Genomic DNA, 25,920 nt, shown 5'->3' on the forward strand with positions numbered 1-25,920 from the left:
TTAAAAAAGTATACTAAAATAGCCAATTAAAAATAAATAACAATGCAATTATGACTCAATAATTGTATTTATTTGCTGGTATAAAAGACCATCGCTCAAAAACGAACCTTGCTGTATTAATTCAAAAATAGAAGTATTACGCTCCTCTGTAAATTCTTTTTTTCCAACTTTCATTTCAATATTATCCGTAAACATGTTATCGCTAAGCCATTGCAATCCCTCTTTGGTCAAAAAATCAACTTCAAGAACTAATGATTTCAAAACAATCGATTGAACATGGGTATCAAAACAATGAAAAAGGAAAATATGATTTTTAGAAAAATGTTCTAAATACGTTGCTTTCGAAAGAACACCTTCCCAAATTAAATCAGAAAAAACGTCTAATTCCTGTTCTGCAACTTCTGGTGTTGAAGCTTTTATTTTATCCCACTCGGCTTTATCAATCGCTTGAGTAGCTAAAAAAGTACTGAATTCGGAATTTAATTCCTCAAATTGTTCTTTTGTTAATCTTGAGTATTTCATGTATGCTGAATTTATTTCGGCATCTTATATTTATTTTAAGATGCGCTTTACATTATATTTAAATTAAAGAATCTAAAACAAGTTCAGATTAAAAAAAAAAGCCCTCTCAAACGAGAGGGCAAATTTAATATATTTTTAGCTGTTTTTAGAAAATATATCTAATTCCAAACTGCGCCTGCCATCTTGATAACAAACTTGCATCATAGTTGAAGGTTTTGGTTTGAGTACCGTTAAAAGTATAGGTTGGTATTTTTGTAGTTTGATCAACAGATACTCCAATTGGCTGTACACTTGTTGGTACTTGAACCAATCCCCAATCCGAATTAATCAAATTACCTAAGTTCAACACATCAATACTGAATTGGATTGTATTCGTTTTATTAGAAGCTGAAGAAATTTTAAAATTATAATCTTGCATTATTTTAAAATCCCATTTTCCTCTCCATGGAGATAGCGCACCATAACGTGCTGCGTACTGACCTCTTCTATCACTCAAATAGTTGTCTTGCTTGATAAAGGCATCAAATGCTGCACCTTGACTAACTCCACCTGTAAATATCATAGTACTAATTTCGGCTGAAGTTGGTATATAAATTAAATCATTTCCACTTGCCCCATCATTGTTAATATCTCCACCATACGTATAATTAAAACGGCCTCCTTGAGCGTATTCAAAGAAAGTTGATACAGTAGTAGCCCATTTGTCTTTAGTACCATACTTCCATTTTTTTGAAGCTACCCCTATAAAACGGTGCGTATCGCCATACTTGGAATCAGATAAAACGGCATCATTCACGTTCCCTAAAGCCGGATTAAAAGCAAAAGCATCACCCGTAATTTCTGCTTCAATAGAATTAACATCCTGTGACTTCAAATAGTTGTAGGCTAAACTTGCAAACAATCCATTATCAAAAGTCTTTTGTACTTTAATAGAAGAGTTGAATGCACTTCCTTTATTGGTATTAGTCAATACATATCCATTAGTTCGCGCTGGAAAACCATAATCTGTCCAAGTACCATAATCCGCATTACCGTATATTGCTCTATTATCAGCTCCTGTCAATTGACTTGTTGGTCTTTTTAACCCCCAATTTTGTATATGAACCCCATTTAAATCTTTATTATAAGACATGTCTATCGTTACAATATAATCATTTTCGAATTTATGATCAAATCCTAAACTCGTTCTCCAAACCTGTGGAAATTTAAAATCTTCGTCTACTACTTGATAGAAAAATGGATCTATACCGCCTACTTGATTTCCAATCCATACAAAAGGAAGCTTACCGGTGAAAATTCCAGTACCTCCACGTAACTGTTGTTTTTTATCTCCATTAATATCCCAATTGAAACCAACTCTTGGCGACCAAAGTAAATTATTATTGGGTAATTTAGTTGAATCAAAATTCTTTACACTACCATCAGCTGGATTATAATAATCAATATTTGGCAAATATCCTTCTGAGTTATCTGTGTCAATAAATTTTTGAGCCAATTCAGATGTATTGAAATACAACGGTTTATCAGCTCTTAATCCATAAATTAATTTAAAATTATCACTGATATTCCATTCATCCTGAACGTAAAAAGCTAATTGTCCTACTGTCGTTTCGGCTAAATTCCAACCCCCATCAACACCATCTTTCAATGCATTTTTTGTATCGAAAGTTGTTTGTGCGTTTTTTATTGCAGTGCTGTAATACCCATTTGCAATATTCGCATCAAAACCAGCCATATTTGTACTTCCAAAAACATCAAAACCATATCCTTTTAGGTTAAATGAATTTTTGAAAATGAACTTTTCGAATGAGAAACCTAGTGTATAGGTATGGTTTCCTCTGACAATATTCAAATTATCAGTAATTTGAATTACTTTTTGATCTAATTTATTATTGATAGAGAAAGGCTCATGACCCGCAATAATGTAAGGAGAACCATCTTTAGTAATTGTAATTACAGGCGCAGGAGCAGAAAAAGGATTTCTAAAATCATTAAAATGAGTATAACCAGCTTGTAATTTATTAGAAACCGTCTCACTAAATTTAGAATTTAATTCTACTAAAAAAGAGCTAATTTGGTTGTTAATTTGGTACCCTGAATTTTCAAATTGTAACGTATTTGCATCAATTCCTCTACGAATAATAGCGGTAGGATGTGCAGGCTTATCTTTCGAAGCATCTAAAAAATTATAAATAACAGCTAGTTTATGATTGTCATTAATATTCCAATCCAACTTTACAATTCCTTTACTTGAATTAGAATTGTGTGTAAATCCTTGATAAGCTCCAGTATTATACCCTAGCTTACCTAACTCAGTAGAAACATGCATTAAATCAGTTGCTAGTACTCTGGATTCATTCACTCCAGTTGTTCCATTTCCATCATTAGCAACAAAATTTGATCCTGAATCGCTTCTTTTATCAATTTCAAAATTGGTAAAGAAAAACAATTTGTTTTTAACAATTGGACCACCAAGACTAAAACCGGTTTGTTTTTGCTCTAATGAGGGTACAAATATTTTTTCTCCTTTAATTTTATTACCAGTCATATCCTGATTTCTATAAAAACTATAAGCAGTTCCATGGAATTCGTTTGACCCTGACTTAGTTACTGCATTTACAGAAGCCCCTGTAAAACCTGACAAAGTTACATCATAAGGAGCAGTGGCTACTTGAATTTGCTCGATTGCATCTAGTGAAATAGGCTGAGAGCCAGTTTGTCCACCCGGAGTTGCAGCATCCAATCCGAAGGGATTGTTGAAAACCGCTCCATTAAGTGAGTAACTGTTGTATTGATCATTTCTTCCTCCAAAAGAACCTCCACTTGCAGTTGGTTCTAAACGGGTAAAATCATCAGCTGATCTTGAAATAGATGGCAAAGCTGATAATTCTCTTCGACCAATCGTAGTTTCAGCACCAGTTCGTCCGCTGGAAAAAACTTTATTTTTAGCACCAGTAACTTTTACTTCTTCTAATTTCTGGCTTTCATCTTTTAAAAGAACATCTAAACTGAATACTTTACCTAAATCTAGGTAAACATCATTGAATGCTTCACTTTGATAGCCTACAAAAGTTACAACAATTTTGTAAGGACCACCAATTCTCATATTTAACATACTGAACCTTCCGTCAGCATTGGATAATGCCGAATACTTAGAACCAGTTGGAGTGTGAATTGCCTGTACAGTAGCTCCTGGAAGCGTCTCATTATTAGAACTTTTTACAATTCCTTTAATACTAGACGTAGTCGTTTGCCCAATGACTGAGTAAAAACTACTAAAGATTAGTAATAATGTAATGATTTTTTTCATTTGTGTGAATATGGGTTATTTGTGGGTCAAAATTAAGCAAAAAAAAATCACTCCGAAGAGTGATTTTTATATTTTATTAACAAAATATTAACAAAATATTATTTTTCAGAAACAATTTCATAATCTAATTCAACGATAACATCTCTATGCAAACGAACACTAGCAGTATATTTACCAGTACGTTTAACAATTCCGCTTGTGATGAATTTTCTATCAATTTGTTGTCCACCTTTAGCTAAAGCTTCAGCGATATCAATATTCGTGATTGAACCAAATAATTTCTCACCACCTGCTTTTGCAAAGATTTTAATTTCGATAGCTTTTAAAGCTTCAGCTAATGCTTTTGCATCTGCTACAACTTTAGCTTCTTTGTGTGCTCTTTGTTTTAGGTTTTCAGCTAACACTTTCTTTGCAGAAGAAGTAGCTAAATGTGCATGACCTTGTGGGATCAAAAAGTTACGACCGTAACCATTTTTAACCGATACAATATCATCTTTAAAGCCTAAATTTTGAACGTCTTGTCTTAATATAAGTTCCATGTTGTTGTCCTTTGTTATAGAAGTTAGGTTTCATGTTTCAGAAAACCAACAACTGAGTTAATTTATTATTTTAGTAAATCAGCCACATATGGCATTAATGCCAAGTGACGCGCTCTTTTCACAGCTACTGACACTTTTCTTTGGTATTTCAATGAAGTTCCTGTTAAACGACGAGGAAGAATTTTCCCTTGCTCATTAACGAATTTCAATAAGAAATCAGCATCTTTATAGTCAATATATTTGATACCTGATTTTTTGAAACGACAATACTTTTTAGTTTTGTTTGTTTCTATGTTCAAAGGCGTAAGATATCTGATATCTCCGTCTTTTTTTCCTGAAGCCGATTGTTGTAATGTTGCCATAATAATTACGCTTTTGTAGATTTTAATTTAGTTCTTCTTCTTTCAGCCCAAGAAATAGCGTGTTTATCAAGACTTACAGTCAAGAAACGCATTACTCTTTCGTCACGTCTAAATTCAGTTTCAAAAGCAATAAGAACTTCTCCAGCTACTTTGAATTCGAATAAATGGTAAAAACCACTTTTTTTGTTTTGAATTTCGTAAGCCATTTTTTTAAGGCCCCAGTCTTCTTTCGACACCATTTCTGCTCCTCTACTAGTAAGAAAATCTTCAAATTTGCTTACTGTTTCCTTTACCTGAACTTCAGATAAAACGGGATTTAAAATGAAAACAGTTTCATAATGATTCATAAATATATATTTATTTGTTATTTTGGGTGCAAAAGTAATCAATTAATATGATTAAACAAGTCTTATTTTATTTTATTCGACGTATGACAAAAAAATCGGGTCAATTAGTTTTTTTTTAATAAAAAAAATAATATATTTACTATGCCAAATCTAAAAAAATTAAAATTATGAAACTAAACTGTGTTGTAGTAGATGATAGTTCTATTCAAAGAATGATTATCGCAAAGTTAGTTAATAATCATCAAAATTTACATTTAATCGGTGATTTTTCTAATGCAATCGAAGCTAGAAGTTGTATGTCCATACACAATGTGGATCTTATCTTTTTGGATATCGAAATGCCCGTGATTAGTGGCTTTGATTTTTTGGATGGTTTAAAAGTAAAACCTCAAATTATTTTCGTAACCTCAAAAGCTGAGTATGCTATGAAAGCGTTTGATTATGATGCTACGGACTACCTTCAAAAACCAATTGCAATCGACAGATTCAACGCTTCGGTGAAAAGAGCTATTGATTTACATCTACTTAAAAAAGAAAACAAAGAAGAAGAAGGAGAACATATTTTCATTAAAAGTAATTTGAAAAAATTGAAAATTTTCACTTCTAAAATAAAATGGATTGAAGCTTTTGGTGATTATGTTAGAGTCGTTACTGAAGAGGACAGCAATCTGGTACTTTCGACCATGAAATCTTTTGAAAATGACTTATCGAAAGAAAAATTTGTACGTGTGCACAAATCCTACATTATTAACATTGATAAAGTAGAACGTTTCAACAGTAAGTTTGCTGAAATTGGGGTTACAAAAATTCCTTTAAGCCGACACAAAAAAGAAGATTTAGTCAAAGCACTTGCTTTTTCATAGGCAACTGAATTTTAGTAAAAATCGACGTTCGCCGTAACTTTTATAGCTCTGTATTGAGCTACAGCTTCAAAACTATTCAACATTTTCTGGATAGTTTTTTTTGTATTTACAATTGATGTATTCTGAGGGATTTTTATTACAATTGTACGAATGTATTCATTCCTAATTCTACTGATAGCAGGCTCTTCAGGTCCCAGCACCGGCATATTCAGGTTCTGGCTTATTACTTGATACAACCACATTGAACCTTCTTTTAATTTATCAAAATCACGCTGTTTCAAAGTAAGTTTTATAATCCTGAAATATGGCGGGTATTTATAGATTTGACGGTCATACAGCTGTTCTTTGTACATGCCCAAATAATCATTATTAGTAACTTGCTGTATTGTATTATGATTGGGATTATAGGTCTGAATAACTACTTTTCCTTGTTTTTCAGAACGTCCTGCTCTTCCTGCAACTTGTGTCATCATTTGGAAACTTCTTTCGAAAGCCCTAAAATCAGGATGATACAACATATTGTCCGCATTCATGATTCCCACTAAACTCACGTTATCAAAATCCAATCCCTTGGCCAGCATTTGGGTTCCAACTAAAATATCCATTTCTCTATTCTTAAAACTATCGATGATTTTTTCGAATCCAAATTTTCCTCTGGTAGTATCCTGATCCATTCTTCCAATTTTAGAATTTGGAAAAATAGACACTAATTCTTGTTCTATTTGTTCGGTTCCAAAGCCTTTAGTAGTCAAATCAACACTCGAACAAGAATGACAATGTGTAGGTTTCGCAGTTGTATATCCACAATAATGACAGCGTAACTGGTTTTTATGTTTATGATAAGTTAAGCTTACATCACACTGCTGACATTGTGGTACGTGACCGCAAGTGATGCATTCTATTATGGGAGAATATCCGCGTCTGTTTTGAAATAAAATAACTTGTTCTCCCAGTGACAAAGCGAGATTAATTTCGGCAATCAAAACATCACTAAAATGTCCGGTCATTTTTTTTCGAAAGTATTTGACTTTTAAATCCACCAATTCAATATTCGGCATCATGACATTTCCAAATCGTTCCGAAATTTCGACCAGCCCAAATTTATCTGATTTGGCATTGAAATACGTTTCAATACTTGGCGTAGCCGAACCCAAAAGTACTTTTGCTTTATGCGAATGAGCCAAAACTATAGCCGCATCTCGAGCATGATAACGCGGTGCTGGATCTACTTGCTTAAATGTCTGTTCATGTTCTTCATCTACAATTATGAATCCCAGATTATAAAATGGTAAAAATAAAGATGATCTCGCTCCTATTACCACTTGCGCCTTTTCTGAATTCACCAAAACTTGATTCCAAACTTCGATGCGTTCGTTATTATTATATTTCGAATGAAAAACAGCTACTTTATTGCCAAAATATGTTCGCAGCCTACCAACTAATTGAGTCGTCAAAGCTATTTCTGGCAATAAGTACAAGATTTGTTTTCCAGTTTCCAGATATTCTTCAATGAGTTTGATATAGATTTCTGTTTTTCCGCTCGAAGTGACACCATGCAACAAACACACGTCTTTTTGAGTAAAACTCTCTTTGATTTCCTCAAAAGCTTTTTGTTGGGCTAAACTCAACTGCAATTGATCGGCACGGATTTTTCCTGAGAACTTTACGCGGTCTTCCTGAAGAAAATAATCTTCGAATATTTCTTTTTCTATTAATACTTTAACAATTGCCGAAGAAGAATTAGCCACCTCAACAAGTTTTTTTACAGTAATGGGCTTCTTCTCTGTAGCACTCAATTGAAAATAATTCAAGACAATTTCTTTTTGCTTGTTAGCGCTTTTTAATGTTTCTAGTAATTCACTCAACCCTTCGTTTGATTCATATTTAGGATGCAAACGAACATAACGCACTAACTTAGGCTTGTAGGTTTCCTGTATTTCTTCCTGAAGTACTAATATGTTTTTATCTATCAATTTTTGAATAACGGGGAAAATATTCTTTTTGTTTAAAATAGCCATTATATCTTGTACTTTCAAAGAACTTTGCTGTTGCAAGGCTTCGTAAACTAAAAATTCATCATCCGAAAGCAGTCTTGTATCTACAACTACATCCGTTTTTTGAGAAATTACAGTTTCGCTTTCCAGCAAAAGAGCACTTGGCATGGCACCACGGTACACATCACCAATGGCACACATATAATAAGAAGCAATCCATTGCCAGTGTGCAATTTGGATTTCAGTTACAATGGGCTTTTCATCTAGAATTTGATGAATCTCCTTAGCTTCGTATAAAGTGGGTTTGTTTTGATGAATTTCAATAACTATTGCCGTATACATTTTACTTTTACCAAAAGGAACCGCCAGACGCATTCCAATTTTCAGGTAATGGTACTCTGCTTCAGAGATGCTATAGGTAAAAGTTTTGGCTAGAGAAAGGGGTAAAATTACTTCGACGAAATGCATTTTTAATTTAGTATGAGTTTTGAGTTATGCTGATTCTTTTCTTTGAACTCATAACTCACAATTTATAATTATTTTACTCGAATCCAAGTTTGGGTTCTTCCAAATAACGGTACACCAATATATCCGCGCACTTTTAATTTATCATTTCCCTCGAGAGTCAAAAAGCATTTATATAATTTTCCTGATGTTGGGTCAAGAATTTTTCCTGAATTATATTCATTACCATTTTTTGTTAAGCCTTTAATAACAACAAGACCCAAAACCGGTTTGTTTTTTTCGTCGCCGGGACAATGTACACATAAGTTTTTTTTCTTTTCAGCATCAAATATATCGATAATTTTTCCATAAATTTTTCCAGAACGCTCATAGATTTCTACAATCGCTTTGGCTTTGCCGGACTGATCATCAATAGTCCTCCATTTCCCGATAACGGTATGATTTTGACTATAGAAAACTATTGAAATAAATAATGTGAGTACGGTTATGCTTTTTTTCATTGTTGTTCTTTTTTTGCCCTGATTGCCATATAAATTATATTGTCCCTAGGAACGAAGCAATTGAAACGCAAGATTGCTTTGTTCCTCGCCTACTAACTTATAACCAATAACAGGAAATAGCTAAAAATTTTGAAACTATATTGGTGTTAATAATTTATATTTTTTTCGCTTTTAATTTATTTACTGTGGCATTCAATTCGAAACCCAACAGCAATATCATACAATTAATCCAAATGTAAAACATCAAAATCAATAATGTTCCTATCGACCCATATAATTCATTGTATTTAGAAAATTTTATCACCCATATCCCAAATACGTACGAATCCAAAAGAATCAATATGGTCGTAAATACGGAACCTATTGATATAAATGCTCTGTTTTTGTCGTGTTTTGTGCCAAACTTAAAAAGTATAGACGTTATGCCTAAAATCATTAAAATCACAAATGCATATCTTCCTAAAACAATTAACGCAATTTGATCACTCAGTATTGTTTTTTGAATAAAAACTTCAAAAACTACTATTGTTGCTACAGTCACGATCAATAAAAAAGATAACAATAAAGACATTCCCAAAGCAACTATGTATTGCCTGATAAATCCTCTTTTTATAAGAACATGTCGAGAAGATTCAAATCCTCCAAGGATTCCATTCAACCCGTTTGCCATCAACAAAATTGACAATAAAAACCCATAAGACACTAATCCTGAATGGCTGTTATTAAGAATATCATTGATGATTTTATAAATAGCATCATACGTATTGGGTGGCACTCCTTCCTTTACAAACAATAAAAAATCATCCTGAAAACCTTCAATAGGAATGTATGGAATAAGGTTTAAGATGAACAGCGCAAAAGGGAATAAAGCCATGAAGAAACTAAAGGCAATCGCACTGGCATGATAGGTCAAAGCGCTTTCGACAATTCCTAACCCGTACAATTCCAATAAATCATATAACGACAATCCTTGCAACCAAGGAAGTTTGATTTTTTTTAGCACATTAACCAGATTCCGTACTATTGGAATTCTTTGTAATTTTACTTCTATTTCTTTACTCATATCGCTTTTAAGCTCAAATCCATGTTATAAATAGAATGCGTCAAGGCTCCTGATGAAATATAATCTACACCACATTCTGCATAATGACGAATGGTATTTTCGTTGATATTTCCCGAAGATTCTGTTTGACATTTATCCCCTATCAAAGCTATCGCTTTTCTAGTATCGTCATAATTAAAATTATCTATTAAAATTCTAAAAACGCCTTCACTTTCCAGTATCTCTTTGATTTCATCCAAGTTTCTAGCTTCAACAATGATTTTTAAATCCAAATTATTTTCCTTTAAGAAAGCTTTGGTTTTGGCTATAGCCAAAGTAATTCCGCCCGCGAAATCATTGTGATTGTCCTTCAGCATTATCATGTCATACAAAGCAAAACGATGGTTTTCGCCTCCGCCAATTTTTACTGCCCATTTCTCACAAGCTCGGAATCCTGGTGTCGTTTTACGCGTATCAAGAATTTTAGTATTAGTTCCTTCTAATAAACGAACATATTCTTTGGTTTTAGTAGCAATAGCAGACATTCTTTGCATTGAATTCAATACTACACGCTCCGACTTCAAAATAGACTGTGAACTCCCCGACACATGAAAAACAACCGCTCCTTTTTTTACCGGAGTTCCATCCTCGATAAACGTTTCTAATTGCAAATTAGGATCTACATACTCAAAAATCATTTTGGCAAAAGCCACACCCGCAATAATTCCGTCTTCTTTTACAAGCAACTTCGCTTTTCCGTTTGCTGAAGCTGGAATACAGGCCAAAGAACTGTAATCGCCAGGGCCAACATCTTCCCGAATGGCATTTTGTATCAGTATGTCTAACTCGTTTTTAAACTGTATGTCGCTAATCATTTTATAGGAAATTTATGGAATGCTAAAGTAAGATTTATTTTGTGGATTTGAAAACATGTACGCTTGGTTCTTTGAAAAAAAGAGATAAATCAACGTGTTTTAACAGAGTATTACATTTTAATTAAGATAGGAATATTGGTCCTATTAATTTAACACCTAATCTGATATTTTCATCCAATAAAATCAATTGTTTTATACTGTTGTGTATTATTTAAAATCTTATATTTGAATTAGTAACTAAAAAGCTGATTATGAAATCTTTTTTAAGCCTTCTTTTTGTATCCTCGATACTATTGACTTCTTGCAAAAAAGAAGTTGAACCACAAAATAACGCAACTCCAACAAATGTAGTTCCTTTTACTGAAGTTGGTAAACAAATGAAGAGTGAAGCTTCGACGGCAACTCAGGTGCAACAAACTACAAACGCTATAAATCCAAGTAATGCAGCGGCAACTTCCGGTCCTGTAGCAGCTGGAATGAATCCTGCGCACGGTCAGCCATCACACCGTTGTGATATTTCTGTAGGCGCTCCATTGAATTCTCCGCCAGCCGCAACTGCAAACAATCCAGCAGTTCAGCAACAAAATCAACCCGTTCCGGCATCCACAGTTGCTACGACACCAACTCCCGAAGGAATGAATCCGCCACACGGTCAAACCAATCACCGCTGTGATATCGCTGTGGGTGCGCCATTGCCTAAATCATAATATGAACTATGTAACTAGCCATTCATAAAAGGTAAAAATCCGTTTGAAAATTAAGATTATGGCTATGGAAACCAAATACTATGCAAAAGCTGAAATGCTGATTAGAAAACCCATTGAAATTGTTTTTCAGGCATTTATAAATCCAGAAATCACAACTAAATTTTGGTTCACTAAAAGCTCCGGAAAAATTGAAGAAGGAAAAGAAACGGAATGGACCTGGGAAATGTACAACCAATCTATTATGGTTAGCGCTAAAACCGTAGAACTGAATAAAAAAATCGTGATTGAATGGGGAAACCACGATGAAATTTCAACGGTGGAATGGACATTTAAAAATTTAGGAGAAGTTGGAACTTTTGTGAGCATCGTTAATACCGGATTTCAAGGTGATACAGAAAAAATTATCTCCCAAATACGGGATTCAACAGAAGGATTTGCATTAGTTTTAGTGGGTTTAAAAGCCTACTTGGAACACAATATTCAGTTAAATTTAGTTCTTGACAGATTTCCAAAAGAGCTTAATGAGTAAATTAATTTAGTATAAAAAACTATTACTGCTGCTAATTTCCTATAAGTTAAAGAAAAAAAATCCATCAAAGATTCTGAAAATAATTTTAAATGGCTTTTTCTTAAATCAAATACAATGTCAATTTTCTATCTTTGCGCCTCTGAAATGAAACAAAAATGAACATCAAATTGATTGCTATCGGTAAAACCGATAACAAAGCCTTACAATCTTTAATAGACGATTACACCAAACGATTGTCTTTTTATATCAAGTTCGATTTAGATATTATTCCTGATATCAAGAACGTAAAAAACTTATCTGAAAGTCAACAAAAAGAGAAGGAAGGCGAATTAATTTTAGCGAAAATTACACCGACAGACCAACTTATTTTATTGGACGAAAACGGAAAAAACTTTTCCAGCGTAGGCTTTTCAGAGGAATTACAAAAAAAAATGAACTCCGGAGTGAAGACTTTGGTTTTCGTAATTGGTGGTCCTTATGGATTTTCGGATACCGTTTATGCCAAAGCGCAAGGAAAAATATCGCTGTCTTTAATGACTTTTTCGCATCAAATGGTGCGTTTGTTTTTTATCGAGCAATTGTATCGTGGCTTTACAATTTTAAGAAACGAACCGTATCATCACCAATAATTATTCTGTTTAAAGTTTTCTTTGCTTGAAGTTTAATAAATAAATTCTTGAGTACTTTTCATTTCTACTTTTAAACTTTCAATAAAAATTTTATTTTGTATGTAACTTCCAAAGCTTAAATCTTTATCAAACCTAAATAAAAAAGTAATTGCAACTTCTTTGAGTAAAACATTATTAATTAAATCTTGAAGCTTTTCCTTTTTGAAAACTTGATTTTCAATTATAATCTCATTATTCTCATTGAAAAATATGACGCTTCCAATTGGTTTTTCCAATTTGTAATACACATTGGCAAAAGGAATAAAGGCGAGATTTTTACCAATCGTATAGCCGTAAGAATAATAATTCTGTGCCTTTTCATTCTTGTCTGCTTTTTCCTTGTACTATTTTTGCTACAGCTTCATGATTTCCGGAATAACGATTCCTAACGGCAAGCGTTTGTCTACATTTAGAATCCAATTGGTAGAAATAACACTATTTTTCCTGTTTGCTTCAGCGAGCGTATCTTTCCCTTTTGTTCTAAAACAAAATATAAATTGGAGAAAGATCATCCATATTTTTGATAATTGTTGTATTGGCTTTTGGCAATAAAACAGCTTCTTTGTTTCCACAAGAAAATAGAGCAAAAAGGACAGTCAGCGTAAAATATTTTATCTTTATAAGTCAATTTTATTGAATAATGCAACACATTCAACAGCTGCTTTTACATCGTGAACACGAAGAATTTTTGCTCCTTTGGTCAATGCCAAAGTATTCAAAACCGTCGTTCCGTTTAACGCATTTTCTATAGTCGTATTCAGCGTTTTATAAATCATTGATTTTCTGGAAATCCCAACAAGAAGTGGCAGTTCCAATATATTAAATAATTCCATTTTCTGAAAAACTTCATAATTTTGAGCTATTGTTTTGGCAAAGCCAAATCCCGGATCGATAATCAAATCATTGATTCCAAAACTTCTAGCCTTGGCAACTTTTTCCGAAAAATAAAACAACATTTCTTTTACAATATCATCGTAATCTGTTAGTGTTTGCATCGTTTGAGGATTTCCTCGCATGTGCATCATAATATAAGGAACATTGTATTTTGCAATTATCTCCAGCATTTTTTCGTCCAGATTTCCTGCTGCAATATCGTTGATCATGGCTGCACCGCTTTCTATTGAAGCTTTTGCCACTTCACTTCTAAAGGTGTCAATCGAGATGATTGTCTCCGGAAAATGTTTTAGAATCAAATCTACTACAGGGACAATTCTTGAAATTTCTTCTTGTTCCGAGACAAATACTGCATTAGGTTTGCTGGAATAAGCGCCAATATCTATAAAATTGGCTCCTTCAAGTAGCATTTTTTCGACTTGCGAAAGTATTTCGGTTTCATTTTTATACTTTCCACCATCAAAAAAAGAGTTGGGTGTCACATTCAAAATCCCCATTACTTTGGGAGTTGATAAGTCAACAAGTATTCCTTTGCAGTTAATAGTCATTCGTTTATAGTTTTAAAGACTTCAAAATTCTACATTCAAAAAAATTATCTTATTTTTGAAAAAATTTGAATACAAATATACACCAATAATGAAGAATACTTCAAAGGAATATGATGCGGTGATTGCGACTTGTCGAGCACTGTTTATCAATAAAATGAAAGATTATGGCTGTGCTTGGCGAATTTTAAGATTGCCTTCGCTAACGGATCAAATCTACATTAAAGCCCAAAGAATTAGAAGCTTACAAGAAAACGAAGTCCGCAAAATTGATGAAGATGAAACGGGCGAATTCATCGGAATTATCAATTATTCTATCATGGCGCTGATTCAATTGGAATTAGGCGTTGTGGATCAACCTGATTTAAGTGTTGAAAAAGCAACTGAATTATACGATGCTAAAATTAAATTGACCAAAGATTTAATGGAAGACAAAAATCATGATTATGGGGAGGCTTGGCGTGAAATGCGCATAAGTTCACTGACCGATTTGATTTTACAAAAACTACTTCGTGTCAAACAAATTGAAGACAATAAAGGAAAAACATTAGTTTCTGAAGGAATCGACGCCAATTATCAAGACATGATAAATTATTCGATTTTCGCCTTGATTCTAATGGGTTTTGGAAATAAATAATAAAAAGCAATAGCAAAAATGAAATCGCCAGGATTCCAAAATTATAAACTGGAATCAAGAATGGCGATACCCTATTCCATTAAAAAACAAATATTATCTTCACATGAAAAATATCATTACTCAATTTTCTAGAATTTTCGTTGGAATCCTATTTATTATCTCTGGATTAATCAAGCTGAATGACCCAATTGGGTTTTCCTACAAACTCGCTGAATATTTCAGTGAGCCTGTTTTCAACATGCCGTTTTTTGTTCCTTTTGCATTAGGAATCGCTTTATTTTTAGTCATTCTGGAAGTAGTCCTGGGTATTATGTTGCTCATTGGTTACAAAACCAAATTCACTATTTGGAGTTTATTAATCCTGATTGTATTGTTTACTTTCCTGACTTTCTATTCTGCTTATTTTAATGTGGTAAAAGATTGTGGTTGTTTTGGAGATGCTTTAAAACTAACGCCTTGGCAATCGTTTACTAAGGATATTGTTTTACTTTTCTTTATTCTGATATTATTTTTTAATCAAAAATTGGTAAAACCGTTGTTTAGCAATAACGTACAAAACATATTCATTTACGCCAGTATCGTTTTATCCTCGCTGATGGGAGTTTGGGTTTTAAACCATTTGCCAATAATCGATTTCAGACCTTATAAAGTAGGTAATAATATTCAAAAAGGAATGCGAATCCCTGATGGAGCAGAAAAATCAGTGGTAGAAATGGTCTTTATTTACAAAGTTGGTGGTGTCGATAAAGAGTTTACCGAAAAAGATTTGATGTCGATTCCTGAAGGCGCCGTATTTGTAGATCGAAAAGACAAAGTCATTACCGAAGGTTACGTTGCTCCTATTCATGATTTTACAATGGAAAAAGACGGTTCAGATTACAAAGACGAGTTTTTAGAAGAACCAAAATTGATGTTGATTACAGCTTATGATTTAGTCAATGCAGATCACAGTGGAATGGCAAAATTAGAAAAACTGAATCAGGATGCTAAAGCAAAAGGATATAAAGTAGTTGGTATGACGGCTTCTTTACCAGAAGAAATTGCTGCTGCAAAAAAACAATTCGGATTGACATTTGACTTCTATTTTTGTGATGCTATAACTGTAAAAACGATTGAAAGAGCCAATCCAAGTATTGTAATATTAGAAAAAGGAATGATAAAACAAAAGGTTCATCACAATGATATTGCAGATTTAAAATTCTAAATAAACTATAAAACTTAAAGTCGTAAAGTCCGAAACAGGAAACTTTACGACTTTATACTTAAAAAGAATGATAAATACTTTCTACATAAATCGGTGAATCAAAATCATTCCATTATTTTTAAACTATAACGATATTGCTTAGTCATTTTCGAATAATGCTTTCAAAATTTCTTAATCCGCATAACGCATTCAAATTGTTTGTTTAACTTTGTGTAAAAACAATACTATAATGAAAAGAATAATAGCATTACTAATTGCGTTTGCAACACTCTCTTGTACATCAGATGTGCAAAAAACTAAATTCTCCAAAGAAGCTTTAGCTGAAACTCTTTTAGCTACTGATGGAAGTCAAGTAGCTTTTAAGGATATTTTACAAAAACACAAAGGAAAAACCCTGGTAATTGAAGTTTGGGCTTCCTGGTGTGGGGATTGTGTAAAAGCAATGCCAAAACTAAAAGAATTACAAGCTAATAATCCTGATGTTGCTTACCTATTTATTTCGATGGATAAAACTGCCGATAAATGGAAAGCCGGAATCGAAAAACACCAATTAAAAGGGGATCATTTCATGGCAAATGACCAAATGAAAGGCGTATTTGCAAAAGCTGTTGACGTGGATTGGATTCCAAGATACATCATTGTAGACAAGAACGGAAAAATTGCTTTGTACCGTGCCATAGAAACTGATTTTGATAAAATCAATGAAACGCTTAAAAATTTAAAATAATACATTGTACTATTCAATTGCAATATTGAAAAACACTACCAAAAACTAAACATAATTACGACTAAAATGAGAAAGAAGATTGTTGCCGGAAACTGGAAAATGCATAAAAATGCAGAGCAAACTGAAGATTTATTGAATGAATTAATAGCAAAAATAGCAACTGATACAAAAGCACAGGTAATTGTAGCTCCCACATTTGTAAACTTGGCTTCAGCTGTCGACCATTTAGAGTTTACTAATATAGACGTTGCCGCACAAAACGTACATCAAGCTGAAAGTGGCGCTTTTACGGGCGAAATTTCAGCTGATATGTTAAAAAGTGTTGGTGTAGACATTGTAATTCTGGGACACTCAGAGCGCAGAGCTATTTTTCATGAAACGGATGCTTTGATTGCTAATAAAGTAAATACAGCTTTAGAGCACGATATGATGGTTATTTTTTGCTTTGGGGAAGAATTAAAAGACCGCCAATCAAAAAATCATTTTAATGTGGTAGAAAACCAATTGCGAGATGGTTTATTTCATATAGAATCAAAAGACTGGGATAGTATTGTTTTGGCCTATGAGCCAGTTTGGGCAATAGGAACTGGAGAAACAGCTTCTCCGGAACAAGCGCAAGAAATGCATGAATTCATCAGAGAAACCGTTCGCAAAGCTTTTGGAAGTGAAATTGCTGAAAACGTATCCATCCTTTATGGCGGAAGCGTAAAACCTGAAAATGCAAAAGAAATATTCTCAAAACCAGATGTAGACGGCGGTCTTATTGGTGGTGCTGCTCTAAAAGCAGATGATTTTGTAGCAATTGTAAATGCTATATAAATTTCATTTTTAGATATATAAAGAAAGCGGTGATTCATATCACCGCTTTTTTTAAATTCCTATTTCTACTTGAAACCTCAGATACCAATTATTCTTAGTACTGCCATTAAAATAATTTAAAGTGTCAAAAGTCAATTCGCTTTGCAATTTAAAAGTATGTTCCCAAATATATTTGGTCAGACCAACGGTGTATTGTTTAGAATTTGGAGCTAAAGTCCTAATATCCTCTCCTACTTTTTGAGTAGAATACCGACCGATAATTTCATAGTTTGAAGGAAAATTATAACTCAACTGATAATCAAATCCGTTCCCTACATAGGCAAAATTAGATTGTGAAATATCGTCTGGATTTACTGTAACGGCATTTCTAGAAGTGGTTCTTGACATATAACTTGACATCGCCGCCCATCCATTGTATTTTAACATCACATCCAGCATCACTGATTTCATAGTACGCTCTTCAAACAAATCATTTCCTAATTGTCCTTGGGTTCTTTTGGCATGATTGTTTTGCTGAAAAGCTCCGGAAAGCATCAATTTCAGCTTTTGTTCTCTTACAATATCACCTTCAAAATAGGTCCCATCTCTAGAAAACGCTCCAAACGGCAACAACTCCACCTTGCCCGTTACAGCAACTCCTGCATCTGCATTTCCTGTTATATTCCTGCCTTCTCCAGTGGATATAGCCGTTTTTAAATTATACGAAAATTTATCTTTATACTCATTCATATTGTGAATTTGAAAACCAAAATCCCTATCGATTGTAAATCTGGCATTGTTAATCGATCGATCCGTTAACTGTAATCCTCCGGATGAATTCACACGCTGACGATTTCCTGGCAATTTAGTTTGTCCAAAACTGATATTCCAATTTTTATTAGGTCTATAAAAAACGACCGCATCACGAATAATATTAATATTTTCTCCTTCTCTAATTTCACCTAAATCGCCCGGAGCAAATGACAATTGAACTGCGTATAAAAATTTTGGGCTTCCCACATATCCATCAAATCGCAAACGCAATCTTCGGATTTGTCCATCATAAACGCCTTTTTCATCTTCATTTTCAAAATAAGTCACTCGGTTTTGAATTCGAAAACGAATGTTTAACTGATATAAACTATCAGGTGAAGTAATTCCAATGCCTTTACCAAAACTATAATAAGGAAGCGCCGATAATTTCAAGTCATTATCCTGTTTGTTTTGTTTTATGGTAACTTGAGCGTTACTTGAAATATTAAAGATAAAAACAAAAAATAAGATGATTTTTTTCATGTTTAGTGGTTTGATTGTAGTGCAAATGTAAAATAAAATTTGATTTACAAATGCTGTTTAAATAGCTATTGCTACCTTTGCAAAAAAAAGAAGCATGTCAAACATTTATATAGGATATCATTTTAATATTGAACCAAAAGAATTGGGGTCTGAAATATTAATTGCAGAATTAGGTGAAAAAGCATTTGAGAGTTTTACGGAAACTGAAACCGGTATTTCAGCTTTTGTTCAAAAAGATTTGTGGGATGAAATGATTCTTGATGATATTCATATTTTGCAATCGGAAGAATTTACGATTGATTATACATTTGAAGAAATCGAACAAGTCAACTGGAATGAGGAATGGGAAAAGAATTTTGAAGCAATAGATGTCGATGGGAATTGTCATGTACGTGCGCCTTTTCACCCAAAAACGGATGCCGAATTTGATATTGTAATCGAGCCCAAAATGAGTTTTGGAACTGGTCACCATGAGACCACTCACATGATGATTCAGCATTTATTAGAAATAAATGTTGCCGGAATGAAAACGCTGGATATGGGATGCGGAACTGCCATTTTAGCAATACTTGCCGAGATGAAAGGTGCGCAACCAACTGATGCAATTGATATTGACAACTGGTGTTATTTGAATTCTATAGAAAATGCACAACGCAATAATTGTAAACACATAACAGTTTATGAAGGTGACGCTGCATTATTGGAAGGCAAAAAATACGATTTGATTATTGCTAATATCAACAGGAATATTTTGTTAAACGATATGCAAAGTTATGTAAACAGTTTAAATTCTAATGGAACGCTACTTTTAAGCGGTTTCTATCAGGAAGATATCCCATTTATAGATGCTTCTTGTACTGAAAAAGGATTAACTTATGTTAAAAAATTTGAAAGAAACAATTGGGTGTCTTTAAAATATGTAAATTAGTGGTACTATTTTTTTATTAATTACGAAAGTACAAAAACCTACAAAATGAGTACTAAAGAAAAAGTAAGAGAAAGAGTTAGTGTTAAGGAAGCTATACGTTTAGACAATGAAATCGTGGTTTACAACGATGATGTAAATACTTTTGATCATGTCATTGACACTTTGATTCGCGTGTGTAATCACACTCCGGAACAAGCAGAACAATGTTCATTAATTGTACATTATAATGGGAAGTGTACCGTAAAAACGGGTCCTTACGAAAAATTAAAACCACAATGTACCCAATTATTAGAAGCAGGATTAAATGCGGAGATAATTTAAGAATAGTTAAACTTCCCTTTTAAAAATAAATTACTATGAATAATTCAAAAACATTCTCTTTTATTCTATATTTGAATAAAAAAAAGTGTTCTTATGGAAGAATATGGTAAAATTTTAGTTTTTGTAATGCCCCTTTTTTTGATATTAATTGTTATCGAAAAAATATACGGGCATTACAAAGGGGAAGATACAGCACCTAACATGAATGCTGTTTCGAGCGTAAGTTCTGGAATGGTCAACTCCTTGAAATATGTTTTAGGACTCAGTATAACATTGGTCTCTTACGACTGGATTGTTTCTAAAATAGCTGTATTTGATCTTCAAGCAAACTTTCTAACTTATTTTATTGGAGTTATATATATTGATTTTTATGGCTATTGGAGTCATCGTATGTCTCATCAAATTAATTTTTTATGGAATAAACATGCCATTCATCACAGCAGTAAGGAATTCAATTTGGCTTGCGCTCTACGCCAACCGATATCCAGTTTTGTCAATCTATTTACCTTTTTATTGATTCCGGCAGCTCTTTTAGGAGTTCCCTCCAAAGTGATTGCGATAACCTTGCCGATTCATTTATTCCTCCAATTCTGGTATCATACCAAGCATATTAAGAAAATTGGCTTTCTGGAGAATATACTCGTTTCACCATCACATCATAGAGTGCATCATGCTATCAATCCTAAATACATGGATAAAAACCATTCGCAAATATTCATCATTTGGGATAAATTGTTTGGTACTTTTCAAACAGAATTAGAAACTGTACCACCCGTTTTTGGAATCACACGACCAGCGAGAACCTGGAATCCAATACGCATTAATTTCCAACATTTATGGTTCCTATTTACAGATGCTTGGCGCACCGAAAACTGGAAAAACAAATTCACAATTTGGTTCAAACCAACGGGCTGGCGTCCAGAAAATTTTGAAGAAAGATATCCCGTTGTCAAAATTACCAATGTTTAGGATTTTGAAAAATATGGCGTTCAATATTCTAAAAAATTGATGTACTGGTCCCTTTATCAAGCTGTTATTACCTTATTACTCATTAGTTACCTATATAATTCGATTGCTTTGATAGGCTTGCCAAATGTATTTATTTATGGTGCATTCATTTTCCTGACTGTCTACAGTTACATGGAATTAATGGATACCCGTAAAATTGCTGTATTCTGGGAAAGCATGCGTTTTGTATTCGGAATTGGACTAATTTTATGTTTTAGCGATTGGTTTTGCATGAATCAGCTAGTTCCTTTTGCGAGTTACATCATGGTAAGTTATCTTATTTTGTCACTGACAGTAACCATTTATTTTGTTAGCAGTAATTTTGAAAAAGAAACAATGATTGTAGCTCAATCTTAAAAACAACGTATGAAAAGCGATATAATATTAAAGAGTTTTATTGGGTTTAGTCTTTTTTATCTTTCATTTCTACTTTTAGGGAATGAAAATACAGTTTGGTTTTTGAAACCCTATTTATTGCTATTTCTAATTTTCGCCGTTTATTTTCACGAAAGGTTTATTACCAAAAAAATTCTTTTAACGGCTTTGACTTTATCATGGATAGGCGATATTATTTTGATGTTTACTGACAAAGCAGAATTCTATTTTATAGCAGGATTGATTGCTTTTCTTCTTTCTCACATTTCCTATATCATACTATTCAGCAAACAATTAAAGATTTATTTAAAGAAAAGTAAAATCATTTTCTGGGTTGGAGTTACCGCAATTGCCTTTTATTTAATTGTAATGATGCTAATTTTGTTACCAAGTTTGGGTGATTTAAAAATCCCTGTTTTTATTTATGCCCTAACAATTTCAATTATGTTATTATTTGCATTGAAAGGTTTTTTAAACTGGCAAAAACCTGCTAATAGCTATATTTTAAGTGGTGCTGTTATTTTTGTTGCCTCAGATAGTATTTTGGCATTTGATAAATTTTATGCTCCGTTGCAATACAGTTCATTCCTGATTATGGCAACTTACCTAACCGCACAATACTTGATTGTTACGGGGATTTTAAAATTAAACAAAAAAAAGTAGCATTTTCATAAGAGAATGCTACTTTGATTTCAAATGCATTTCGATTAATGAGGTAATTTATTTTTTAATAATCCATATAAATAAGTTCCCAAAAGAGCTCCAAAAAACACTATCAGAACGGTCCAAAAACCGGCTCCAAGCAATATAAATATGGGACCCGGGCAAGAACCTACCAAAGCCCAACCCAATCCAAAAAACAATCCGCCAATCCAGTAGCGAGCAGATCCTTTTTCTTTATCTGGAATTTCAATTGATTCTCCTTTGATGTCTTTTATATTGTTTCGTTTAATGATTTGAATTCCAATAATTCCTGTCAAAATAGCCACAGCAATAATTCCGTACATGTGAAACGACTGAAATTGGAACATTTCATAAATGCGATACCAAGAAACTGCTTCCGATTTAGTCAGTACAATTCCGAAAACAAATCCAACTAATAGATACTTTACTATATTTTTCATGCTTTTTATTTTAATATTAATTTCATTCTGATTGCCTTACAATTCTTATTTTAAAATTAATGGCAATAAAAAATGCGCCATTATCAATCCACCGATAAAAAATCCAATAACCGCTTTCAAAGAAGGAATTTGTAAATTACTCAAACCTGAAATAGCATGCCCCGAAGTGCAACCGCCAGCATAACGAGAACCAAAACCTATCAAAACACCACCAATAAGCAGTATAAAAATACTTTTGGGAGATTCTAAAATGGATATTCCAAAAAGAGCATCAGGCACTAATTTTCCGTTTGGAGCTTCGATACCAAGTTGTGCTAATTGCGCAATTGTTTTAGGATTAATAGCCACATTTGAAGCATCACCCATAAAATGAACAGCAACGAAACCCCCTAACATAGCGCCAAGAACGACTACTAAATTCCAGCGCTGTGCTTTCCAATCAAAATCAAAAAAGGCTACCCGTTTTCCTAAACCTGCCATCGAACAAAGGGAACGCAAATTAGAAGACATTCCGAAAGACTTTCCAAAATAAAGTAACGAAAGCATAATCATACCAATCAAAAACCCAGAAATATACCAAGACCATGTTTGAAAAATAATATCCATATTGTTTTTTTGTACAAAGATAAGAAGCATTTAGCTTGATCTATGTGAGAAATGTTACATTCGATAAGATGAGGCTCTATATTTATGATAGGAACTCGCAATAAGGTATGAAGTTCTGTTTATATTTGTATTATTTCAATTACATGGTATTGTAATTGCTATTTAAATTTTACCTGCTAAATTTATTTTAAACATGAAAAAATCAATCCTTCTTATTGCTTTACTAATTAGTATGGCCTCTTGCTCCAGCACGCAATCTACTTTGAAAAACACAGATGATAATGCACCAAACCTTAGCCTTTCTCAAGACAATACTTTTGTGATTACTGAATACAGTAAAGACAAAAAATATGGCTATGATAAAGATTATCCAATTAATATTTTCTTTAACAATATCAAAAATGAAACGATCAATCAAGGCCGATTTTTGAATACTTTAGCGGGACCCAATGGAGAAAAAATCACGTTTACCAAACTAGAAAGTTGCTGCCCATTTCCAACAAAAAGAAGCGAATTAGGTGCCGGGTTTTTGGATGTTTATGAATTAAAATGGGAAGGCCGGAAAAAACCGGTTTTACTGTACTTAAACATCTATGAAAAAGGAATATTGATGGTTCCTGTGGGACTTTCATTAAAAAAATAACAGCTTTCGAATCCTAAAATATCCTTGTAAACCAATTCCCTAGCCCTGATGGTAGTGGAAATCCTCCCGTTTTTCAGGGAGATTGCAACGGACAGCAGGAAATAGCTCCTAAAAAAAGGTTAATGCCCGAAATTAATTGAGAAACGTAAATTGGAAATCGCAAATCATAACTACCTTTGCACCTTTAAAAAATCATATTATGAACCTACAACATATTCCACAAATCAAATATACTGACAGTGGTAATTTCTTTCTTCTAGCTGGTCCTTGTGCCATTGAAGGTGAAGAAATGGCAATGCGAATTGCCGAAAAACTAGTTGGTATTACTGATAATTTACAAATTCCTTTCGTTTTTAAGGGTTCTTTCAAAAAAGCTAATCGTTCTAGAATTGACAGTTTTTCAGGAATTGGTGATGAAAAAGCACTAAAAATCCTTAGAAAAGTTTCAGAGACTTTTCACGTTCCTACTGTTACTGATATTCATACAAATGAAGATGCGGATATGGCGGCTCAATATGTTGATGTGCTGCAAATCCCAGCTTTTTTAGTGCGTCAAACTGATTTAGTTATGGCTGCTGCCAATACCGGAAAAGTGGTCAACTTAAAAAAAGGACAATTCATGAGTCCCGAAAGCATGAAACATGCAGTTCAAAAAGTATTGGATTGTCACAATGAAAACGTGATGGTTACGGATAGAGGAACGATGTTTGGCTACCAAGACATGATTGTTGATTTTAGAGGAATTCCTACAATGCAACAATACGCTACTACTGTCCTTGATGTTACACACTCATTGCAACAACCCAACCAAACGGCTGGTGTAACTGGCGGAAGACCCGATATGATTGAAACTATTGCCAAAGCTGGTATTGCTGTAGGCGTAGATGGAATTTTTATAGAAACTCATTTTGATCCTGCAAATGCAAAAAGCGATGGCGCAAATATGTTGCATTTAGATTACTTTGAATCCTTAATGACAAAGTTAGTTGCCATTAGAAAAACAATACATACATTTTAAATTTAGGCCTCAAATTCATTGAAACATTTTATATTATATTCCGCGTTCCTAACTATTTTATTTACCAATAACACAATTGCACAGGAAACTACAGAAATTCAAACTAAATATACAACTCATAACAAAGGGAAATTTTTTATTTCGTGGGGAGGAAATAGAGACAGTTACTCCAAATCAGACATAACCTTTCGAGGTAAAGATTATAATTTTACTCTGGAAAATGTCCAAGCGCAAGACAAGCCAAAAGGTTGGCATGTTGACTATATCAATCCAACAAAAATGACCATTCCTCAGACTAATTTTAGATTGGGATATTTTATCAATGATCATTATAGTGTTGCAATAGGTATGGATCACATGAAATATGTGATGACTCAAGATAAAGCCGTAAATATCGATGGCTTTTATCCTAATCCTGGATCATACAATGAGTTATTACCAAACAATCAGGTGCTTTTGACTGAAGAGTTTCTAATGTATGAACACACAGATGGTTTAAATTATGTCAACACTGAATTTTCGAGACATGATGATATTTCTTCTGTTTTTAAAATTGGGAACACGGACAAAATTCAAGTTAATTTAACTGAAGGAGTTGGTTTTGGTCTTTTGTATCCAAAAACGAATACAACCTTATTAGGAAAAGAACGTCATGACGATTTTCATGTTTCAGGGTATGGAACTTCTTTAAAAGCAGGTTTGAACATAACTTTTTTCAAGCACTTTTATATTCAAGGAGAACTTAAGGGCGGATATATTAACATGCAAGATATTAGAACAACACAAAGTACCGAAGATAGTGCTTCACAAGATTTTTTCTTTTTTCAGAGAATCATTGCTGTGGGAGGAATATTCAAAATATAAACACTGCGTAAACTATAAACAAAACAAGGCTGTCTGTAAAATGACAGCCTTGTTTTGTTTAATCTTTGTTTTTGTTTTAATGAATTAGATACCTGAATTTTAATCATAAATTTGTTCCTGGCATCGCTTTTATTATAAATATTTATTAACTAAATTTGGATATTGAGTTTTTTCCCAAAGAACAAAAATAAAGAATTCATAAAATTTGT

The 25,920-nt window shown here is 33.2% G+C and carries 31 protein-coding genes; 16 read left to right on the forward strand and 15 right to left on the reverse strand.

Translation table 11 applies throughout. The features are described from left to right. Positions 1-48: 48 nt before the first annotated feature. From ACNQGD_RS11915 to rpsF, 5 genes are all read right to left on the reverse strand, one after another. Positions 49-522, reverse strand: coding sequence for a DUF6495 family protein (locus ACNQGD_RS11915; protein ID WP_417999429.1), 474 nt, complete (start codon positions 520-522; stop codon positions 49-51). Between the two features lie 145 nt (positions 523-667). After that, entirely contained in the window at positions 668-3,832 is a 3,165-nt protein-coding gene (locus tag ACNQGD_RS11920) for a TonB-dependent receptor (RefSeq protein WP_417999430.1), read from the reverse strand. Between the two features lie 98 nt (positions 3,833-3,930). Continuing rightward, a complete protein-coding gene (gene rplI, locus ACNQGD_RS11925) occupies positions 3,931-4,371 on the reverse strand; it encodes a 50S ribosomal protein L9 (protein ID WP_417999431.1) in 441 nt (146 codons plus the stop codon). A 65-nt stretch (positions 4,372-4,436) separates the two neighbouring features. Then, positions 4,437-4,733: a 30S ribosomal protein S18 gene (gene rpsR / locus ACNQGD_RS11930; RefSeq protein WP_007138295.1), complete on the reverse strand. Its 297-nt coding sequence runs from the start codon at positions 4,731-4,733 to the stop codon at positions 4,437-4,439. Positions 4,734-4,738: 5 nt separating this feature from the next. Continuing rightward, positions 4,739-5,080 carry a 30S ribosomal protein S6 gene (rpsF, locus tag ACNQGD_RS11935; protein WP_035671622.1) on the reverse strand — a complete coding sequence of 114 codons (342 nt, stop codon included), beginning with the start codon at positions 5,078-5,080 and terminating at the stop codon, positions 4,739-4,741. Positions 5,081-5,247: 167 nt separating this feature from the next. Between rpsF and ACNQGD_RS11940 the strand changes: the two genes are divergently transcribed. Next, the gene (locus ACNQGD_RS11940; protein WP_417993836.1) at positions 5,248-5,943 is read left to right on the forward strand and encodes a LytR/AlgR family response regulator transcription factor; all 696 of its coding nucleotides are present in this window, start codon (positions 5,248-5,250) and stop codon (positions 5,941-5,943) included. A gap of 11 nt (positions 5,944-5,954) precedes the next feature. On the opposite strand, the gene priA is transcribed toward ACNQGD_RS11940, so the two are convergent. The 4 genes from priA to nadC all read right to left on the reverse strand — a co-directional run bounded on the left by priA (position 5,955) and on the right by nadC (position 10,819). Then, entirely contained in the window at positions 5,955-8,405 is a 2,451-nt protein-coding gene (priA, locus tag ACNQGD_RS11945) for a replication restart helicase PriA (RefSeq protein WP_417999432.1), read from the reverse strand. Positions 8,406-8,473: 68 nt separating this feature from the next. Next, on the reverse strand, positions 8,474-8,902 hold the full coding sequence (locus ACNQGD_RS11950; protein ID WP_417999433.1) for a DUF2147 domain-containing protein: 429 nt from the start codon (positions 8,900-8,902) through the stop codon (positions 8,474-8,476). A gap of 154 nt (positions 8,903-9,056) precedes the next feature. Further along, positions 9,057-9,965: a YihY/virulence factor BrkB family protein gene (locus ACNQGD_RS11955; RefSeq protein ID WP_282716237.1), complete on the reverse strand. Its 909-nt coding sequence runs from the start codon at positions 9,963-9,965 to the stop codon at positions 9,057-9,059. Then, positions 9,962-10,819, reverse strand: a complete 858-nt coding sequence (gene nadC, locus ACNQGD_RS11960; protein ID WP_417999434.1) for a carboxylating nicotinate-nucleotide diphosphorylase — start codon at positions 10,817-10,819, stop codon at positions 9,962-9,964. The genes ACNQGD_RS11955 and nadC overlap by 4 nt, the downstream gene beginning before the upstream one ends. Before the next feature lie 251 nt (positions 10,820-11,070). Between nadC and ACNQGD_RS11965 the strand changes: the two genes are divergently transcribed. From ACNQGD_RS11965 to rlmH, 3 genes are all read left to right on the forward strand, one after another. Then, positions 11,071-11,526 (forward strand): hypothetical protein, encoded by a 456-nt coding sequence (locus ACNQGD_RS11965; protein ID WP_417999435.1) that lies wholly within the window; start codon positions 11,071-11,073, stop codon positions 11,524-11,526. Between the two features lie 58 nt (positions 11,527-11,584). Then, the gene (locus ACNQGD_RS11970; RefSeq protein WP_417999436.1) at positions 11,585-12,055 is read left to right on the forward strand and encodes an SRPBCC family protein; all 471 of its coding nucleotides are present in this window, start codon (positions 11,585-11,587) and stop codon (positions 12,053-12,055) included. 155 nt (positions 12,056-12,210) lie between these two features. Beyond that, the gene (gene rlmH, locus ACNQGD_RS11975; RefSeq protein WP_114753979.1) at positions 12,211-12,684 is read left to right on the forward strand and encodes a 23S rRNA (pseudouridine(1915)-N(3))-methyltransferase RlmH; all 474 of its coding nucleotides are present in this window, start codon (positions 12,211-12,213) and stop codon (positions 12,682-12,684) included. Between the two features lie 32 nt (positions 12,685-12,716). Here the strand turns inward: rlmH and ACNQGD_RS11980 are convergent, their stop codons facing one another. The 3 genes from ACNQGD_RS11980 to folP all read right to left on the reverse strand — a co-directional run bounded on the left by ACNQGD_RS11980 (position 12,717) and on the right by folP (position 14,165). Further along, positions 12,717-12,959, reverse strand: coding sequence for a hypothetical protein (locus tag ACNQGD_RS11980; RefSeq protein WP_417999437.1), 243 nt, complete (start codon positions 12,957-12,959; stop codon positions 12,717-12,719). A gap of 117 nt (positions 12,960-13,076) precedes the next feature. Then, positions 13,077-13,235: a hypothetical protein gene (locus ACNQGD_RS11985; RefSeq protein WP_417996176.1), complete on the reverse strand. Its 159-nt coding sequence runs from the start codon at positions 13,233-13,235 to the stop codon at positions 13,077-13,079. Between the two features lie 105 nt (positions 13,236-13,340). Further along, positions 13,341-14,165 (reverse strand): dihydropteroate synthase, encoded by an 825-nt coding sequence (folP, locus tag ACNQGD_RS11990; protein ID WP_417999438.1) that lies wholly within the window; start codon positions 14,163-14,165, stop codon positions 13,341-13,343. An 88-nt stretch (positions 14,166-14,253) separates the two neighbouring features. On the opposite strand from folP, the gene ACNQGD_RS11995 reads away from it, so the two are divergent. From ACNQGD_RS11995 to tpiA, 4 genes are all read left to right on the forward strand, one after another. After that, complete coding sequence (locus ACNQGD_RS11995; protein WP_417999439.1) at positions 14,254-14,799, forward strand: DUF1599 domain-containing protein; 546 nt, start codon at positions 14,254-14,256, stop codon at positions 14,797-14,799. A 103-nt stretch (positions 14,800-14,902) separates the two neighbouring features. Then, entirely contained in the window at positions 14,903-16,003 is a 1,101-nt protein-coding gene (locus ACNQGD_RS12000; RefSeq protein ID WP_417999440.1) for a BT_3928 family protein, read from the forward strand. A 229-nt stretch (positions 16,004-16,232) separates the two neighbouring features. Then, positions 16,233-16,730 (forward strand): TlpA family protein disulfide reductase, encoded by a 498-nt coding sequence (locus tag ACNQGD_RS12005; RefSeq protein ID WP_417999441.1) that lies wholly within the window; start codon positions 16,233-16,235, stop codon positions 16,728-16,730. 66 nt (positions 16,731-16,796) lie between these two features. Beyond that, positions 16,797-17,549, forward strand: a complete 753-nt coding sequence (gene tpiA, locus ACNQGD_RS12010; RefSeq protein WP_417996181.1) for a triose-phosphate isomerase — start codon at positions 16,797-16,799, stop codon at positions 17,547-17,549. A 51-nt stretch (positions 17,550-17,600) separates the two neighbouring features. On the opposite strand, the gene ACNQGD_RS12015 is transcribed toward tpiA, so the two are convergent. After that, entirely contained in the window at positions 17,601-18,824 is a 1,224-nt protein-coding gene (locus ACNQGD_RS12015) for a porin (protein WP_417996182.1), read from the reverse strand. A gap of 94 nt (positions 18,825-18,918) precedes the next feature. Between ACNQGD_RS12015 and prmA the strand changes: the two genes are divergently transcribed. From prmA to ACNQGD_RS12040, 5 genes are all read left to right on the forward strand, one after another. Next, the gene (gene prmA / locus ACNQGD_RS12020) at positions 18,919-19,752 is read left to right on the forward strand and encodes a 50S ribosomal protein L11 methyltransferase (protein WP_417999442.1); all 834 of its coding nucleotides are present in this window, start codon (positions 18,919-18,921) and stop codon (positions 19,750-19,752) included. A gap of 45 nt (positions 19,753-19,797) precedes the next feature. Beyond that, positions 19,798-20,073: an ATP-dependent Clp protease adaptor ClpS gene (locus tag ACNQGD_RS12025; RefSeq protein ID WP_417996184.1), complete on the forward strand. Its 276-nt coding sequence runs from the start codon at positions 19,798-19,800 to the stop codon at positions 20,071-20,073. 93 nt (positions 20,074-20,166) lie between these two features. Continuing rightward, positions 20,167-21,042, forward strand: a complete 876-nt coding sequence (locus tag ACNQGD_RS12030; RefSeq protein WP_417999443.1) for a sterol desaturase family protein — start codon at positions 20,167-20,169, stop codon at positions 21,040-21,042. A 39-nt stretch (positions 21,043-21,081) separates the two neighbouring features. Continuing rightward, a complete protein-coding gene (locus ACNQGD_RS12035) occupies positions 21,082-21,438 on the forward strand; it encodes a hypothetical protein (RefSeq protein ID WP_417999444.1) in 357 nt (118 codons plus the stop codon). A 9-nt stretch (positions 21,439-21,447) separates the two neighbouring features. Continuing rightward, entirely contained in the window at positions 21,448-22,119 is a 672-nt protein-coding gene (locus ACNQGD_RS12040; protein ID WP_417999445.1) for a lysoplasmalogenase, read from the forward strand. Between the two features lie 44 nt (positions 22,120-22,163). Here the strand turns inward: ACNQGD_RS12040 and ACNQGD_RS12045 are convergent, their stop codons facing one another. Both ACNQGD_RS12045 and ACNQGD_RS12050 read right to left on the reverse strand, forming a co-directional pair. Beyond that, positions 22,164-22,580: a DUF6691 family protein gene (locus ACNQGD_RS12045; RefSeq protein ID WP_417996187.1), complete on the reverse strand. Its 417-nt coding sequence runs from the start codon at positions 22,578-22,580 to the stop codon at positions 22,164-22,166. A 45-nt stretch (positions 22,581-22,625) separates the two neighbouring features. Continuing rightward, positions 22,626-23,186 (reverse strand): YeeE/YedE family protein, encoded by a 561-nt coding sequence (locus ACNQGD_RS12050; protein ID WP_417996188.1) that lies wholly within the window; start codon positions 23,184-23,186, stop codon positions 22,626-22,628. 193 nt (positions 23,187-23,379) lie between these two features. Here ACNQGD_RS12050 and ACNQGD_RS12055 point away from each other — a divergent pair, with 193 nt between their 5' ends. The 3 genes from ACNQGD_RS12055 to ACNQGD_RS12065 all read left to right on the forward strand — a co-directional run bounded on the left by ACNQGD_RS12055 (position 23,380) and on the right by ACNQGD_RS12065 (position 25,711). Next, complete coding sequence (locus ACNQGD_RS12055; RefSeq protein ID WP_417999446.1) at positions 23,380-23,829, forward strand: 2-dehydro-3-deoxyphosphooctonate aldolase; 450 nt, start codon at positions 23,380-23,382, stop codon at positions 23,827-23,829. Between the two features lie 199 nt (positions 23,830-24,028). After that, positions 24,029-24,847 carry a 3-deoxy-8-phosphooctulonate synthase gene (gene kdsA, locus ACNQGD_RS12060; RefSeq protein WP_417999447.1) on the forward strand — a complete coding sequence of 273 codons (819 nt, stop codon included), beginning with the start codon at positions 24,029-24,031 and terminating at the stop codon, positions 24,845-24,847. 18 nt (positions 24,848-24,865) lie between these two features. Beyond that, entirely contained in the window at positions 24,866-25,711 is an 846-nt protein-coding gene (locus ACNQGD_RS12065) for a hypothetical protein (protein ID WP_417993854.1), read from the forward strand. Positions 25,712-25,920: the final 209 nt, after the last annotated feature.

The sequence above is a fragment of the Flavobacterium glucosi genome, assembly GCF_048286535.1.
GTDB lineage: Bacteria > Bacteroidota > Bacteroidia > Flavobacteriales > Flavobacteriaceae > Flavobacterium.